The following is a 17,257-nucleotide window of genomic DNA, read 5'->3' on the forward strand; positions in this document are numbered from 1 at the left end:
AGACGATATGAAAAAGATTTTTCTTATATTATTATTAATTTTTTCAAAATCTATTTTTGCTCAAAATAGAATTTATTTTGATGAAAATTTTGAGGTAACTACCAAAGCCAAAATGGTATATTATCGTGAGACTTCCAAAGAAGGGAATTTGATAAAAATTAAAGATTTTTACAAGAATGGTAAACTTCAGTTTGAAGGATTAGCTCATGACTCAACTCCCAATGAAGAAATTTTTGAAGGTGAAGTAAAATGGTATTATCCTGATGGTAAAATTGAAAGCATAAAAAACTATTATAATGGTAAAGAAGTTGGCGTTCAGGAAGATTTTGATGAAAAGGGAAGAGTAATAGAACGACACATAATTAAAGATGATGAAGATATTTCTACAAAAAGATATCTTTATAAAGACAGTTTGAAATATGTAAATTCTTTAGAAATTTGGGAAAATGACTCTCATAAAACGATTTCTTATGATGAAGATATTAACGGAATAAGGATTGAGGACTTCAATAATGGAAATTATGATTACTATGATGAACAAGGAAAACTATTAGGAAAACTAAATATAGATGATGATGAAAAATCTGGAACAGAGGTAGATTATTTTTTTAATCCTATGAAAGTAAGTAGAATCATTAATTACGAAAAAAGTAAAGTGTTAGGATTGAAAAGCTATTTTCCGAACGGAGTATTAGAAGATGAATTAACTATGAATGGTGATAATGGTGTAGAAAAAAAATATGATAAATTAGGAAATTTACTTTCTACAGCAGAAATGAGAAGAAATGGCAATGATATATCTTTTTATAGCGGAAATTATATGAATGAAGAGTTTTTAGATGATTCTGGAAACAAAAGTTATATTTCTTATGTTAAAGAATATAAAGACGGATATCCTATCAATCAAAAATTTTATGATATAAAGGGTAATTTAAGACAGCTAATAACTCCAGAAAAGTCAATTAATTATAATATTGATGGTAGTATTAAATACACTATGATTAATAATGATGGTAATGCTTATGAAGGAGAACAAGAATATGAAAATAGTTTTGCCTCATTAAAAAAAGGAAAAATAATATTCTACAAAAATTTTGATTCTGAAACCAAAAAATCGTTATTAGAAATTAAATTAAATGAAAAGACAAACCTTTATGAAGAAAAAATTTTTGATAATAATGAAAGAGTAAGATATTTATTTATTGAAAAAGATTCAGATTCTTTTGAAGGTGAAATAAAAGTGACAACCTATAAAAATGGAAAACCAATTTCAACAGGTTTATTGAAAGATGAAATTTTACAAAGTGGAGAAATAGTTATTATTGATGATGATGAAAGTAAAACTATCTTTAGTAGAATAGCGGATAAAATTGTTATGAAATCTTTTGATTCATCAGGGAAATTAAACGCATCGAATGATTTTTTTGTGGGAAATGAAAACAGTGAAATTCCAAAAATTGTAAAAGATTACTTTTTTGGAGCTCAAATAGTTTTACCATTGGTAAATTCACAAATTGGAATAAAAGCTTATCCACCTCCTGTTCCAAATAAAGAATAACAATATAATTATTTTTTTGACTGATATTTTTTGGGGAATAAATAGAAATATAATTCAAAGCATCGAAATTTCGGTGCTTTTATTTTCTCCAATCATCAAAACTCATTTCAAATTTCACTTCGTTTCTGTGGAAGCCAACGTTTTTCCAGCCTTGTTTTAGGTAGAAATTTTCTGCTCTAGAATTTGGTTCAGTAGAAAGCCAAATAGTTTCTTTGGTTTTGTTAAAATACTCGTTAAGTATTAATTGATGAAGTTTTTTGCCAATGCCTTTTCCTTCAAATTCTGGCAAGATAAATAGTGCCCAAACATTATTTTCCACAAAATCTACGATAGAAAATCCTACAATTTTGTCGTCTATTTCACAGACGAAACCTTTTCCTCTTTTGGTAATAAATTCTTCTACCATTTCATTAGAAATTAGGTTTGGATTAGAAAGTTGGTTTTCTTTCACAGAATTTCTTACGATTTGTATCTGAGAGATGTCTTCTATAGTTGCTTTTCTGTAATTCATTTAATAAAAATAAAAAACTCACTGCAATAAACAGTGAGTTCGGGTGAAAAATTTAATTTAATATGAGAAGTGATTTAGTTTCCTGTTCTGTTTTTGATGTCTTCGTTAGCACCTTCTGCTTTTCTTACTTTTTGTAATTTCTGATTTCCAAAGTTGTAAGTTGCAGTAAAAACTAATTGTCTGTTGTATTGATTTTGGTTTACAGTATTGTAATTTCCGCTTCCGTCTTCACCGTAAATTTTATTTTTGTTGGTTCCGAAAGCATCACGAAGTTGTAGGTTGAAAGTCCAATTATTCCAGATTTTTTTAACAGAAATATCAGCAGATTGAATTGGTCTTAGTTCTCCAATTTCTATTTGAAGTGGTGATAAGTAGAAATAATTTATCCCTAAGAACCAATCTTTTTTAGCACTTAATCTAATGTTGTTGCTCATTTGGAATTGGAAATAATTACCACTTTTGTCTAAATTTTTAGGAGTAAAAGTTACCTTGTTTTTTGTAACAATTGGGTCTCCATCTACTGAGCCTTTGTAGATATTGTGACCTAAAGTTAAGCTATGATTAGCGCTCCAAATACCTTTGAAAAATTGTTTTTGCATCCCAAAAGTAATTCCAATTTCTTGTTTGTCTCCATAGTTGTCTCGGATGTAAGCCAGTACTTTTTCTCCTGTTTCATTTTCTATACCATGTAGTGGTACTTGTTCTGAAGCATTAGATGTATAATTGTAAGAAGCAGTTACAAAGTAGGAGTTTTTGTACATGTACATTAATTCGTTATTGTAATAAGTTTCAGATTTTGTAAACGGATTGTTCTGAATATAATTAAATTTGGTTAAATAAGTTCTTGCAGGATTCAAAGCCCAGAAAGCTGGTCTAGCAACTCTACTGCTGAAACTGTAAGAAAGATTATGGTTTTGAGTTGGCGTATAATTAACGCTTACATAAGGTAAAAAATTATTATTGTTTCTTTTTACTTCTAAATTTTTATCCGTTACATTTCCATTAGCGTTGGTATTTTCGAAGCGCGTTCCAATTTTGGTCGATAATTTTTCGCCGAAGCTTTTTTCTAAAGTAATATACAATCCTGTAATTTTTTCAGTATATATAAAATGATTAGATTGATCGTCATCTTTTCCACTTGGCGGAATTAGATTTTCGTAATAAGTATCGCTATCTGTTTTGGTAGAATTGTAACTTCCACCGAAACTTAAGGTGTAGTCTTTTTTAAGTTTTTGAACATAATCTGCCTGAAAACCATAGTTGTTAATAATTAGCGGAGTTTTTTGCATAAATCTAGAATCCACATTCACTTCGTTTTTGTTTTCATCTAATATAATAGTAGAATTATTGTTGTCTTCTGTTTTGTTGTAGTGAAGATAAGATGAGCTAAGGCTTAGTTTGCTTCCTTTATCATCTGTTTTTAATTCGTAATTAAGGTTGAAAGCATCATTTTTGCTGTTGTCTTTAGTGAGGTTTTCTGTTCTTGTTCTATCGGTTATTGTAGAGTTACCACCAGAATATTTCGTTGTTTCATTATAAAGATTAGAACGGAAATTATTTCCCCATCGGTCTCTATGATTGTATGAAAAACCTATATTTTGCTTGTCGTTAATTTCATAATCAAAATTGATGTAACCTCCCAGATATGTTCTTGGTCCTGTAACGGTTCCTTCGGAAGTTAGTTTATAAGAGTCATTTCCATTGCTAAGAATGTAGTATTGTTGTTGAGTGTATTTTCCACTATTTACGTTACCGCTAATTCCTAATTTATTTTTTCTATAATTAAGAGTTATTGATCCGGAAGGATTGTTGAAATAACCTTGATTGTCCTCGAATCTGATGTTGCCATTTGTTCCATCAGTAGGTTTTTTCTTAAGAATAATATTAATGATTCCTTGGTTTCCTTCCACCTGAAATTCGCTTGAAGGCATTGTAATTACTTCAATTTTAGAAATATTTTCCGAAGGCATATTTTTTAGCATCTCAATTACAGCTTCAGGTTCCATGTTAGATTTTCTACCGTTAATGTAGATTATAGAAGCATTTTTACCTAAAATTTTAAGCGTTGCATTATCTGTAGAAGAAACCATTGGCGTTTCTTTTAGCAAATCAAAACCTGTAGTTCCTTTTGCGATAGGAGAGTTGGCAACATCAAAAACCATTCTGTCTGCTTTCTTTTGGAAAACCTTTTTCGTCATGGTTACTTCTTGGATTTCTTTAGAACTTGCTGAATCTTTTTTTACTTCTTGAGCATTAAAGAATGCTATTGTAAGTACTGCTGCTGTTGTGATGATTCTTTTCATAATTTTTTGTTTTCATTTAAAAAAGCCGCAGTTTTAATTTTTTGTGATTTGGTATTGGCTATTCATTTTTATACTGCGACTTTTTTTGTTCTGTTTAGTGTTTAGTTTAGTATAGAAGTTTGTTTTGTTTAATAATTTACATTGCAAAGATATATTATTTATTTAGTATTATGCAATACAAAGTAGTAAATAAATTTTATTACTGAATTTAACTTATTGATTTTCAGTAATAAAAATTTTAAATTATTTTTTCGTACAGAAATAAGACAACTCAAAATGCAGAAATATTACATGTGTTTTGATAAAAAAAATACTGTCTTCCCGAGAAAAACAGTATCTATTTATTTTGAAATTTCTAATTTTTAGAAATGGTTTCTTACAAAATTCATTAATGGTTCTTTAAATCTGCTGCTTAGAGGTAGTTTGGTATTGTCTATCGTTACACTATTTTTACCAATACTTTGGAGATGTTTTAGAGAAACAATGTGAGAATTATGAATTCTGATAAAATCGCTGGAGTTTATTTTTTCTAAAATTGCTTTCAGAGTAGAGTGTACAATATATTTATTGTCTAAGGTGTGAATAATTACATAATCTTTTAAACCGTTAATTCTTACAATAGTGTCTAGATTAATTTTTATGTCTTCGTTATTGCATCTTACAAAGATAAATTCACTGTGATTGGCGGCAGAATCTATAGTTTGCTTTTGATTCATTTTGTTGATATGAAAGCATTTATTAGCAGCTTGTAAAAATCTTTCGAAAGAAAAAGGTTTTAATAAATAATCTACAGCATTTAGATTAAATCCTTCTATTGCATAATTGTTATAAGCTGTAGTAAAGATAATCATAGGCAGATTTGGTGTAGATTTTAAAAATTCTATGCCAGTAATTTCTGGAAGATTAATGTCTAAAAAAATAATGTCAATTTTAGATTTTTGAAGTTCTTCCATTGCTTCAAAAGCGTGATAACAGTTTTTTTTCAGTTTCAAAAACGGAGTTCTGGAGATGTATTCTTCAATTACGCTGTGCGCAAGTTCTTCATCATCTACTATCATGCAGTTCATAGGCTTTCAAGTTTAGTTTTAGGTGTACTATATATTGATTGTTTTCGTCTGAAATATTGAGTTCGTATTTTTTTGGATACAACAAATCCAACTTCATTTTGGCATTTTTGAGTCCAATTTTGTGGCTTTCTTCTTCTTTGCTGTATTTTTCGTAATAATTGCTTACATAGAAATCTAGCAAATTATCTTGCATTTTTACTTTCAGTACAATAGGTCCTTTTTTTACATTAGCATACTTAAATGCGTTTTCTACATATGTGAGAAGCAAGAGTTGTTCTATTTGAAATTTATTAAAATCGCCTTCGTAATCGCAGAAAAAATTGTTGAATTTTTTAAAACGAATGCTTTGGATTTCGATGTACTTTTTGATATTCGAAATTTCTGCTTCTAAACTGTTTACAACGTTTTTTTGACTGTCTAAAATATATCTCATAATATCTGCCAAAAGCAAAATTACTCTGGGCGTTTCCTCAGATTTTGAAATAGAAAGTGCGTAAATACTATTTAGCGCATTGAAGAAAAAATGAGGATTTATTTGCTCTCTAATAAGTTTCAACTGGCTGGCTTGTCTTTCGAATTCTAAGTTTTTTATTCTCTTTTCGCTTTCGTTCCATTTGTCAATAAAGAAAAGAATCGTACTGAAACCAAGTGAGAAATTCACAATTTTGAAAAAAATCATTGGATGAAAAAGAAAATCTTTCGGTTTAGGAAATTCTTTGAAATCTCTATGTGGAGGATGCGGTGGTGGCGGATTAAAAATAAATGAACCAATTAAAAACAATGAAAAAAGAAATAAAACTCCTATAATTACTTCTTTTTTTTGTTTCAATAAAAAAGGAATGAAATAAATATAGTTAACATAAAAAATAACAAAAGAAGTAGAAAAAAATCTCAAATTATTAAGGATGTCAATTCTCTTGAAAATAGAATAATCAATAATAATTTTAAAACAAATAAGAATAAACCAAAGTATCAAATGATACGCGTATTTGGTTTTAAGAGAGTAGATTTTCATAGTTTATAGATGCAAAATTATTAATTAGTAGTATTGATATTAAAACTTTAACCAACTTTACGTTTCGTTAAATAAATTATGTTAAAACTTAAGATTGATTGCTGTTTTTTTCTTAAAATTTTTATAAAAAATAATCTATTGCAAGTGCAATAGATTATTAAACAGAGGATAAAAAAAATTAATACCGGAACTGAACGTTATTGGCCTTCAGTTCTTCTATTGTAATTGTAGGAAAGATTTTATGCTCTAATTTCTTTACTACAAGCTGTGCTATTTTTTTGCACTGTATGCTGTCTTTAAATTGTTGATCGCCTATTGCAGCAGGAATGTTGGGCTGGTGTATTATAATTTTATTCTTTTTATAAATGTCGTAGAAATATCCTGATTCAGTTTTAGTGATTTTGATGTTAAAATTTTTGTTAGGAGATTTATTACAAGCAATTATAGATAGTAGAGCAATTATAATAAAGCAATGATTAATCGTCTTCATTCAATTCGTCGTTTGGTTTTAGTTCCCAGATGTCATCAAAGTATTGCGAACCGCTGTTTCCAGTTAATACAAAACCTCTATTGTTGATAGAGAATGCACATGCACTTTCTCTTGCACTTCCTTCAAAATTATTTTTCTGAGTCCAGAAATCTGTTAAAGGATTATATTCCCAAGTTACTGTAGAAACACCACTTACGCTACCTGTTGCAATATAACCTTTGCCATTAATTGCAAATGCAGCAGGTGATGTACAATCTTGTGAACCTTCATCATCATCTCCATCGTTACTTGTGTCTTCTTTTCTAGTCCACGTTTCTGTTGTAGGATTAAATGCCCAGAAATCTGAAACCGTACTTCCATTGTTAGAGCCAAAACCTACATAAGCAATTTTATCAATTACAAAAACTGCAGCATCTCTTCTTTTTGTTCCGCCTAAGCTCACAATTTGAGACCAAGAGTTAGAAGATTCGTCGTATTTGTAAAAATCTTTTAATTCACTACCATCGTATCCTGTTCCTACGTAACCTTTGTCGTCAATTCCAAATCCTATTGCGGCATATCTTCCTGTACCAGGGAAATCTGCAACTTGAGCCCAAGAATTACTAGTAGGATTATATTTCCAAAAATCTTGTAATTTATTTAGTCCATCATATCCTGTTCCTACATATCCATTAGAAGAAGTATTGAATGCAACTGCAGAACTTCTTTTAACGCCAGGCATGTTGGCTTTTTGTGTCCAATAATTAAGGTCTGGGTCGTATTCCCAAAGGTCGTTGTAATAATTTTCTCCATCGTATCCGCCAGTAATGTATCCTTTGCTTCCAATTACAAAAGAAGCTGCGTTAGATCTAGGTTTTCCGTCTAAGTCGGATACTCTTACCCAGTTTCCAACATATTCGTCGTCGTCATCATTACTGCAACTTGTTAAAATAGATAAATTGTAGATGCTGAATAACAATAGTAATAAATGTTTGCCTTTCATATATAAAATTTTCAGCAAATGAACTTTAAAATAAAATAGGATTGAAATTTTTTAGATGAATCGCGATAATTTGTAGATTTATTATGAAATTTTGTAGATAAATAGAATAAAGCTTTTTTTTATTTGTTTTTCTAAGAAATCGGCTCATTCGTCTAAAGGTTTTAATGATTGGTATATAATTTTTTATATTATACTATAGTAAATGTATGTTTACACAAAAAAAAATCGATGAAGAATTATATTATCGGGATATTTATTATAATAATTGGATTAGTATCTTGTGACGATTCCAGAAATGAATATTTGGCGGGAAGCAGTTGGGCAACTGCCGATTCTAGGGTTAAATTGATAGATACACTTACCCTTAAAATGTCTACCATTATGATGGATTCTGTAGCTACTTCTGGGCAGAGCGAAATTTTGGTGGGCAGAACTAAAGATAATATTTTTGGAGAAGTAAAATCGTCTTCTCTTTTCGAGGTAACACCTGCTAGCTATAGCATTACTAACAAAACTACCGCTGTTTATGATTCTTTGGTCTTGTATCTAACGTATAATGATAACTATTATTATGGTGATACTCTTAAAACATTTAAACTTTCTGTTTATCCTTTAGAAAATAGAATTAAACTTAATACAGATGGAAGTTTGTATAATACATCTAAGTTTAAGTATTCTTCTAACGAGATTGGTAATATTAGTTTTTTACCTAGACCTACAAAAACAGATAATTATTTGAAAATAAATTTGGATAATTCTTACGGATTGTCGCTATTTAATTTAATAAAAACGGGTAATGTAGACAGTCAGGAGTATTTTCTTAACTTTTTTAAAGGTTTAGCTCTTGTTCCAGGTAGTACCAATGAGGCATTTTTGAATTTTGGTATTGGGGATACCATAGATTTAACAGACGAAGACATCACCACAGTAATGAGAATGTACTATCATGCCAAAGCAGATAATGGTACAGATGTTACCAAATACACATTAGATTTTAATATAAATACAACCTACCAATACAATCAAATAGATTATGATTTTTCTAATTCGGAACTTCAGAATCTTACACCTAAAAATCCATTAAATTCAAAATCTTTAGGAAATAAAGCTTATCAGTTCTCGGCAATTGGGATTTATACCAAAGTTGAGGTTCCTTATATTAATGATATTCTCAATCTATATCCTAATGTTTCTATTCTGGATGCTAATCTTAACGTGAAACCAGTATTTGGAAGTTACGATAAAAAATATTACTTGCCAGAGAGTTTAAATTATTATTTGGCAGATAAAACTAATAGTATTTTGAGTTCTTTTACAAGTTCTAGCGGAGAAGAAGTTACTATTACGCTTTCTACAGATAATGAGTTTCAGGATAATAGTCAATATACTTTTTCTCTTACAGATTATCTCAAAACCATGACGGCAAATAGTTCTAGCGCAACAGGTAGAAGTATTTTACTCTATCCAACAACTTATAAAGAACAAAAAATTAAAAGATTGGTAATTGGTGATTCTAAAAATACTACCAACAAATCTAATATAAAGTTATACTTACTAGGATATTAAGCTAATAAAATGAAGAATAAAATATTAATATTAAGCTTTTCGCTTATTGTAATTTTCTATAAATCTCAGAGTGCTTCTGCCTATTCCTATTTCGGAATTGGTGTGATGGATAATGTTGATAATGCTAGAAATTTATCACTCGGAGGAACTGGTCTTGCTTTAGATTCAGAAAGCAATATCAATTTCAAAAATCCGGCAACAAACGTAGAATTTATGCCAGGTATCGCAATTCTAGATGTTGGAGGCGTCGTAAAATATAATACCACAACAAGTAGTGGTGCCAAAGACAAACGTTTTCTTTCCAATTATAACAATCTGGGAATAGGTTTCAGAATAACTCCCAAAATGTTTTTCACCGCTAGTTTGCAGCCAACTTCTACATCAGATTACAAAATAAGTTCTACTGCACCAATCGAAGGTACCACACTTCAATATCCTGTTTATTTAGAAGGAAGTGGAGGAATTGCTAATGTTGCGGTAGGATTGTCGTATAAAATTTTGAAAGATTTTTCTTTAGGTTTAAAACTAAGAAATAATTTCGGAAGCATCACGCGTACAGAAAATATTGCCGTAGGTTCTTCTACTTTAACGGATGTAAAAGTTATTAAGAACGAATATTATACTGGATTTGGCTCTCAGTTTGGATTTTTTTATAAAAAAACATTGAAAGATAATCTTAGCAGTATTTCCATTGGAGGAACTTTTGATTTTAAAACAAAGCTTACTGGCGAAGGTACACTTAAAGAAACTCACAATGCAGATAGCGAAACAATAAAAGATGTAAAATACACTATTGGAGATACTTATTTACCAAAAGAATACGGAATTGGAGCGAGTTATCTTCATAAAAACAAATGGATGGCAACGGTGGATTTTCAAAATAAAAATTGGGAAGGACTTCAATATGGTTCTACCTACGAAAAATATTATAACCAACAAATCTATTCTTTAGGTTTAGAAATTTTACCTCAAAAAAGAAACTATACAAGCATTTCTGATGGTTTTGTTTATCGTTTAGGAGCTAATTATGATACAGGATATTACAAAATAAGCTCAATAAAAATTGATAAATTTGAAGCTTCTGCCGGTCTTGGTATTCCTTTGAAAAATGGTTTTATGCTAAACGTTGGTTACAGCTACGGAGTGAGAGGAATGAGCAGTGCCATTATTAAAGAAAATTATCACAGTATTAATTTAAGTCTTAATTTCGTAAACCGTTGGTTCCAAAAAACATATTATCAATAAGAGTAAAAAAGTAAAAATTTTTATTCTCTATCAAATCTTGCCAGTTTTTTTTCTATCCAAATGGTTGCCAAAGGGAAAAATGCCGCTAAAAGCGCAAATATAGAATCCTCGTCGTCCCATTTGTAGAATTTTCTGGCAGGAAATGCTAAAAACAAGTACAAGGTAAAAAATAATCCGTGTACGTTTCCAATGAAAATAATGTAAGTTAGAGGCAAAATACCTTCTTTGTCTTCGCGTATCCAAATCATTCCTACAAAAAGTAAAAACCAAGAAATTGCTTCAGCAAAACATACTTGGTGAAACCATTTCATTACTTTTTCTTGAGGATATTTTGAGAAGAATTCTTCAATCATATTATTCTTCTTCTCCATTAACAAAGACTTTAGTATCTATAAATTCGTAAGTTTCTCCTACCATTGAAGAATCTACTATTTTATATTTGACACTGTTTTTTGACGGAAAAGAGTATGTATAAATATCCGTATTGCCGGAGTAAAAATGTAATTCATAATATTTACCATCTTCAATCCACCATTGTCCTGTTTCTACTGTTGATGTTACTTTGCAATCCTTTATCATGTTAAACATTATGGAAAAAGTGCCATCTGGAAACCTTGTAAGCACCCAATATTTCGACACACCATTTATTTGTTGGTCGGTTTCATTTCCCTTCCAAGTGCCAACTAATTTTTGGTCAATTTTGTTTGGCAAAATTTTACTTGTTTGTGAGAAAAATAGTGAGCTTATAAAAACAAAGAATAGTAAAAAAAATTTTTTCATAACAAATTATTTATAAAAGATTAAAACTTTCATTTTGCTTTTCACAGGAAAGCCTTTGTAAGTGGCTGTTTTCCATTTGGAAGTTTCTATGAATTTTTTAAAAGAGTTTAATAAGTAAGAACTGTAAATATAATTCTTTTTTTGTTTAAGTTCAAGTTCAATAGATAATTTTGAAATATTCCCTTTGGTGTCTAGTATAAAGCTAGCTTCTGCATAAGAATATTTATCATCGTTTTTTCTAACTATAAAATCTTTAGGATAATCAAAGTTTTTAATGTAGTCAGACTCTGTCATTTGCATCATTTCATTGTAATTTTTTGCAGGGACATATCTAGATTCTTGATCACATTCTTCAAATTCAAATATTCTATTAGGATTATTTTCTACAAATTTTTTTACAGCTATTTTTTTTAGGTTTTCAATAAAATTTTTACCATATTTTTTATCAATGATTCTATTCATTTCCCATTGAAAGCAATTGTCGGGAATTCCAAAACAATTTCCTAAAATATATCCTCCATACCCAATATTGTTTTTTCTTAGGATTTCAATAAATTCTTTCTCGGGAAGAAAAAAATCTTCGGTCATTGCTGGCGTTGGAATAGATAATGAGTAAGTTAAGTTAAATTTAGATTCTTCCACTGCTCTTAAAGAATCTTTTTTACATTTTGAATTTGCATATTTCAGTTCTTCCCTTAAAACTTTTTTGTAGTCTGAAATGTTTATTGAGTCTATTTCAGAATGGGTAGTGTCTATAATTGTTTTAGCATTGTAAACTTGTTGAGTGAAATATGAATTTTGGGTGAAAATAAATATTAAAAGGAATAGAATTTTTTTCATGGTTATTATTTTTTTAAGAAGATAATTAATTATCACACAACTTACTTATAAAATGAGCTCCCGTCTAAATATTCAAAAACTTCTGGCGGAAGCATTGGTCTTACATTTTTACCTTCTTTAATCATTTTTCTAATTTCTGTTGCAGAAAGTTCTATAATTGGAGCATTAATTAAAGAAATATTTTCATGATTTCGCAATTCTGAATCGTTCAGCGAAGTTGAAACGTTGCCTTCAAAAGTTCTGGGATACACAATGATTTGATAATCTGATACTAATTTTTCATAATTTTTCCATTTGGGGAGACTTTTTAAATTGTCTTCGCCCATAATAAGTGCAAAAGAATAATCAGGATATTTCTCGTTGAGGTAAGTAAGCGTATCAATGGTATAACTTGGTTTTGGCAAAGAAAATTCTATGTTAGAAGCACGCATTTTTGGGTAATTTTTCACCGAAAGTTGCACCATATCTAATCTATTGTGGTCGTTTAGAAGAGATTTTTTGTCTTTGAAAGGATTTTGAGGTGAAACCACAAACCAAAGTTCTTCCATATCAGAATTTTCTAAAATGTAATTTGCCAAAATCAAATGCCCAATATGAATGGGATTAAAAGAGCCAAAAAATAGTCCGATTTTTTTCATTTTTCTTTTTTTGTTGAATGTTTGGGTTAGATGTTTAGAGAATTTTACACCCAACATCCAGCATCTATCATCCCACAAATTTTACAGCACGAATATTCAAATAATACGTTACATTTCCTTTCCAATGGTTTTCTTCTACCGTAAAAGCGATGTCGAAAGATTTGGATTTGAAATCTTCCATGTAATCGCCTAATTTAAAGCCAATACATTCTATGTTTCTTCCAGAAACAGGCTGATGAATATAAAATTTAACATGATTGCCATCTTTTCCCATTTGTTTTACATAACCCGAAATTTTTTGATTTCTGAGTTCTAAAACTGGTTTCATATTTTGTGGACCAAAGGGCGCTAATTTTCTGTGGAAATTAAAAAATTCTCTGTTAAGGTCTTCAATTTCAATTACAGTATCAATGGTGATAGAAGGTTCTTTTTGATGCTCTTTAATTCTTTCGGAAACTACTTTTTCAAATTTTATTTTAAAATCTTCAAACTTTTCTTTTTCCATAGAAAGTCCAGCAGCACCTTGGTGTCCGCCAAATTTTAAAAAATATTCGCTGCAAAGTTCTAGCGCTTCGTGTACATCAAAATCTGAGACACTTCTTGCGGAAGCTACCATTTCGCCATTATTTCCGTCGGTAAAAACAAGTGTTGGTTTGTAGTAAACTTCGGTAAGTCTAGAAGCTACAATTCCTATTACTCCTTTGTTCCAATCAGGATGATAAACAATGGTAGAAAAGTTATTCTCTTGTTTGGTTTCTATCACTTGGTTGGTAGCAGAAAGTGTGATGTTGGCATCTAATTCTCTTCTAGAGTCGTTTAAATCTACTATTTCGTTTACAATTTGGTGTGCGTTTTTCAAATTATCCGAAATCATTAATTCTACAGCTGCTTTTCCGTGCGAAATTCTACCTGCGGCATTAATTTTTGGTGCAATTTCAAAAACAATATTCGAAATATCAAACGTAGAAATTTTTTCTTGAGGAATTAGAAGCCTTAAACCTAAATTTCTGGTTTTTCTCAATGTTTTTAAGCCTAATTTAGCCAAAACTCTGTTTTCACCAGTCATTGCAACAATATCAGCAGCAATAGAAATGGCGAGTAAATCTGTTAAATCGTATAATTCGCTTTCTGGGATTTTATATATCGTATTTAATCCTTGGCAAAGTTTAAAACCAACGCCACAGCCAGAAAGTTCTTTGTATGGATATCTGCAATCGTTTCTTTTTGGGTCTAAAACAGCGTAAGCTTTTGGTAATTCGTCACCTGGTAAGTGGTGGTCGCAAATAATAAAATCTATTCCTAAAGAATTAGCATAATCTATTTTATCTGCGGCTTTTATTCCGCAATCTAAAGCGATAATTAAACCGAAATCATTTTCTTTAGCATAGTTAATTCCTTCGTCTGAAATGCCGTAGCCTTCTAGATTTCTATCGGGAATGTAAAAATCTAAATATTTTTTATCTACGATTTTAGAAAGGTAAAGGTACATTAGCGCAACGGCTGTAGTGCCATCTACATCGTAGTCTCCGTAAACGAGGATTTTTTCACCATTTTCTATAGCAGAAGCAATTCTTTCGACTGCTTTTTGCATGTCTGCCATTAAAAACGGACTGTGGATATCTTCTAATTTTGGTTTGAAGAATTCTCTAGCTTTTTGGTAGTTGTCAATATCTCTTAAAACCAATATTTTAGATTCTAGAGTTCCAAAGCCGATTGAAGAACTGATGCTATCTACAATTTCTTCATCTGGTTCTGGTTTGTATATCCATTTTAAACTCATAATCTCACAAATTTACAGAAAATATTTTACAAAAGTTTATAGATTAATTCTATTGAAAATTAGCAATAATTTTATAACAGAACACAAAAAATAAAACCGCTCAAAAATATTGAACGGTTTCTATTATAACTTTCGTTTTTGTTTATCGAATTATAACTTTTACGTTTAAGAATACATCTGTTGTTGTAATTCTTTAATTTTTTTGTCTGAAAGGTATTCGTCATAAGTCATGTCTCTGTCTATAACACCTTTTGGAGTAAGTTCTATAATTCTGTTACAAACAGTTTCTAGCATTTCGTGGTCATGAGAAGAGAGTAAAATGTTTCCTTTGAAATTACTTAATGAATTGTTCAAAGTAGTGATACTTTCCAAGTCTAAGTGGTTGGTAGGTTCATCTAAAAGAAGAACATTTGCTTTTTGAAGCATCATTCTAGAGAACATACATCTCATTTTTTCGCCTCCAGAAAGCACGGTGCAAGATTTAAGAGCTTCGTCTCCTGAGAAGAGCATTCTTCCTAAGAAACCTCTCATAAATTCTTCGTGTCTTTCTTCGTCGTTTTTAGTAAATTGTCTCAACCAATCTACTAAATTTAAACTATTATCTTGAAAAAATTCTGTGTTATCTAGTGGCATATAAGATTGGTTGGTAGTTACGCCCCAACTGAATTCTCCTTTATCTGCTTTTGCATTCCCCGAAAGAATTTCGAAAAATTCTGAAATTGCCAAAGTGTTTTTAGAGATAATGGCAACTTTGTCTCCTTTTTTCAGTTTAATGTCAACATTAGAGAAAAGCAATTCGCCGTCTTTGGTTTTTTCTAAATCTTTTACCTCTAAAATTTGGTCTCCAGCTTCTCTTTCCATCTCGAAAATAATAGCAGGGTATCTTCTAGAAGTAGGTTTAATATCTTCAATGTTTAATTTGTCTAGCATTTTCTTTCTTGCAGTAGCTTGCTTAGCTTTTGCTACGTTAGAAGAGAATCTAGAAATAAATTCTTGTAATTCTTTTTTCTTTTCTTCGGCTTTTTTATTGGCTTGAGCTCTTTGTCTTGTTGCCAATTGAGAAGCTTGATACCAGAAAGAGTAGTTACCAGTGTATAAGTTTAATTTAGCATAATCTAAATCTCCAATGTGTGTACAAACGGTATCTAAGAAGTGACGGTCGTGAGAAACTACAATTACGGTATTTTCGTAATCTGCCAAGAAATTTTCTAGCCATGAAATGGTGTCAATATCAAGGTCGTTGGTAGGTTCGTCTAAAATTAGTACATCAGGATTTCCAAAAAGAGCCTGAGCTAAAAGCACTTTTACTTTATCTTTATTTTCGAGTTCTCCCATCATTTGCCAGTGCATATCGTCTTTAATGCCAACGTTAGAAAGCATGGTTTGTGCGTCAGATTCTGCATTCCACCCGCCCATTTCGTCGTAAATTACACCTAGTTCTCCGGCTTTTATTCCGTCTTCATCAGAAAAATCTGGTTTTGCGTATAGCGCATCCATTTCTTCTTTTATCTCATAAAGTTTTTTATTTCCTCTTAAAACAGTTTCTAAAACTGTAAAATTGTCATAAGCAAAGTGATCCTGCTCTAAAACAGACATTCTTTTTCCTGGCTCAAGAGAAACATTTCCTGTGGTAGGCTCTTGTTTTCCAGTTAAAATTTTAAGAAAAGTAGATTTTCCTGCTCCATTTGCCCCGATAATTCCGTAGCAATTTCCTTTGGTGAACATGATGTTTACCTCGTCAAATAAGACTCTCTTTCCGAATTGTAATGATAAATTAGATACTGTTAACATAAAGTTTTGTAAATTTGGTGCAAAATTAAGAAAAGATTTTGGGATATAAGATTTATATTCGTTTTTAAAAGGTTTAAGTTTTGGATTTTTAACAACTTATAACTCCGAATAAGTAAATTTTATAAATATTAGAGATAATTTTATAAAATATGGGCTTATTTTTTAACACAATTTTGCAATACAGTAATGAAGATAGAAAAAAACGTTAATATTCTTAATAAAAGAGCTAAGTTTGAGTATGAGTTTCTCGAACAGTTAGAAGTTGGTATTGTACTTACAGGTACAGAGATTAAAGCGTTGCGCTCTTCTAAAGCTTCTATTACAGAAAGTTTTTGCCAAATTATAGAAGGAGAACTCTATGTAATAAATATGAGTATTGATGAATATAAACTCGGAACATTCTATAATCATAAAATAAAAAGAGAGCGCAAACTCTTGTTACATAAAAGAGAATTGCAAAAATGGGAAAGAAAAATGAAAGATGTAGGGATTACCATAATCCCAATAAAGCTTTATATTAATGATAAAGGCATTGCAAAACTATTGATAACACTAGCAAGAGGTAAAAAACTTTTTGATAAAAGAGAAACAATAAAAAATAGAGAAAACAAAAGAAATTTAGATAGAATTCTCAAGAAAGTGTAAAAAAACTTTGTTTATCACGAGAATTTGTGTTTATTTTGCATTATCA

At 30.3% G+C, this 17,257-nt stretch carries 16 protein-coding genes; 4 read left to right on the forward strand and 12 right to left on the reverse strand.

The features are described from left to right. Positions 1-7: 7 nt before the first annotated feature. Entirely contained in the window at positions 8-1,558 is a 1,551-nt protein-coding gene (locus tag QM746_RS04015; RefSeq protein WP_414983035.1) for a hypothetical protein, read from the forward strand. 79 nt (positions 1,559-1,637) lie between these two features. On the opposite strand, the gene QM746_RS04020 is transcribed toward QM746_RS04015, so the two are convergent. The 6 genes from QM746_RS04020 to QM746_RS04045 form a co-directional block, all read right to left on the reverse strand. Beyond that, on the reverse strand, positions 1,638-2,069 hold the full coding sequence (locus QM746_RS04020) for a GNAT family N-acetyltransferase (RefSeq protein WP_414983036.1): 432 nt from the start codon (positions 2,067-2,069) through the stop codon (positions 1,638-1,640). 74 nt (positions 2,070-2,143) lie between these two features. After that, positions 2,144-4,372: a TonB-dependent receptor domain-containing protein gene (locus tag QM746_RS04025; RefSeq protein WP_414983037.1), complete on the reverse strand. Its 2,229-nt coding sequence runs from the start codon at positions 4,370-4,372 to the stop codon at positions 2,144-2,146. Between the two features lie 362 nt (positions 4,373-4,734). Continuing rightward, entirely contained in the window at positions 4,735-5,439 is a 705-nt protein-coding gene (locus tag QM746_RS04030; RefSeq protein WP_414983038.1) for a LytR/AlgR family response regulator transcription factor, read from the reverse strand. Then, the gene (locus QM746_RS04035; protein ID WP_414983039.1) at positions 5,417-6,454 is read right to left on the reverse strand and encodes a sensor histidine kinase; all 1,038 of its coding nucleotides are present in this window, start codon (positions 6,452-6,454) and stop codon (positions 5,417-5,419) included. The genes QM746_RS04030 and QM746_RS04035 overlap by 23 nt, the downstream gene beginning before the upstream one ends. Before the next feature lie 178 nt (positions 6,455-6,632). Beyond that, on the reverse strand, positions 6,633-6,944 hold the full coding sequence (locus QM746_RS04040; RefSeq protein WP_414983040.1) for a DUF4907 domain-containing protein: 312 nt from the start codon (positions 6,942-6,944) through the stop codon (positions 6,633-6,635). Next, positions 6,931-7,926 carry a Kelch repeat-containing protein gene (locus QM746_RS04045; protein WP_374361054.1) on the reverse strand — a complete coding sequence of 332 codons (996 nt, stop codon included), beginning with the start codon at positions 7,924-7,926 and terminating at the stop codon, positions 6,931-6,933. Before QM746_RS04045 ends, QM746_RS04040 begins: the two co-directional genes overlap by 14 nt. A 228-nt stretch (positions 7,927-8,154) precedes the next feature. On the opposite strand from QM746_RS04045, the gene QM746_RS04050 reads away from it, so the two are divergent. After that, the gene (locus QM746_RS04050) at positions 8,155-9,492 is read left to right on the forward strand and encodes a DUF4270 family protein (RefSeq protein ID WP_414983041.1); all 1,338 of its coding nucleotides are present in this window, start codon (positions 8,155-8,157) and stop codon (positions 9,490-9,492) included. 9 nt (positions 9,493-9,501) lie between these two features. Further along, a complete protein-coding gene (locus QM746_RS04055) occupies positions 9,502-10,737 on the forward strand; it encodes an OmpP1/FadL family transporter (protein WP_414983042.1) in 1,236 nt (411 codons plus the stop codon). Between the two features lie 20 nt (positions 10,738-10,757). On the opposite strand, the gene QM746_RS04060 is transcribed toward QM746_RS04055, so the two are convergent. The 6 genes from QM746_RS04060 to QM746_RS04085 form a co-directional block, all read right to left on the reverse strand. Then, positions 10,758-11,108: a DUF3817 domain-containing protein gene (locus QM746_RS04060; protein WP_414983043.1), complete on the reverse strand. Its 351-nt coding sequence runs from the start codon at positions 11,106-11,108 to the stop codon at positions 10,758-10,760. Next, the gene (locus tag QM746_RS04065) at positions 11,092-11,448 is read right to left on the reverse strand and encodes a hypothetical protein (protein WP_414983044.1); all 357 of its coding nucleotides are present in this window, start codon (positions 11,446-11,448) and stop codon (positions 11,092-11,094) included. The genes QM746_RS04060 and QM746_RS04065 overlap by 17 nt, the downstream gene beginning before the upstream one ends. Positions 11,449-11,523: 75 nt before the next feature. Next, on the reverse strand, positions 11,524-12,357 hold the full coding sequence (locus QM746_RS04070) for a hypothetical protein (protein WP_414983045.1): 834 nt from the start codon (positions 12,355-12,357) through the stop codon (positions 11,524-11,526). Between the two features lie 41 nt (positions 12,358-12,398). Continuing rightward, entirely contained in the window at positions 12,399-12,995 is a 597-nt protein-coding gene (gene nadD, locus QM746_RS04075; protein WP_414983046.1) for a nicotinate (nicotinamide) nucleotide adenylyltransferase, read from the reverse strand. A gap of 67 nt (positions 12,996-13,062) precedes the next feature. Then, a complete protein-coding gene (gene recJ, locus QM746_RS04080; protein ID WP_414983047.1) occupies positions 13,063-14,775 on the reverse strand; it encodes a single-stranded-DNA-specific exonuclease RecJ in 1,713 nt (570 codons plus the stop codon). A gap of 165 nt (positions 14,776-14,940) precedes the next feature. Continuing rightward, positions 14,941-16,566 carry an ABC-F family ATP-binding cassette domain-containing protein gene (locus tag QM746_RS04085; protein ID WP_414983048.1) on the reverse strand — a complete coding sequence of 542 codons (1,626 nt, stop codon included), beginning with the start codon at positions 16,564-16,566 and terminating at the stop codon, positions 14,941-14,943. Between the two features lie 186 nt (positions 16,567-16,752). On the opposite strand from QM746_RS04085, the gene smpB reads away from it, so the two are divergent. Further along, on the forward strand, positions 16,753-17,211 hold the full coding sequence (gene smpB / locus QM746_RS04090; RefSeq protein ID WP_374361034.1) for an SsrA-binding protein SmpB: 459 nt from the start codon (positions 16,753-16,755) through the stop codon (positions 17,209-17,211). Positions 17,212-17,257 lie beyond the last annotated feature (46 nt).

Origin of the sequence: Cloacibacterium sp. (assembly GCF_047601505.1) — a bacterium.
Taxonomy (GTDB): Bacteria; Bacteroidota; Bacteroidia; order Flavobacteriales; family Weeksellaceae; genus Cloacibacterium.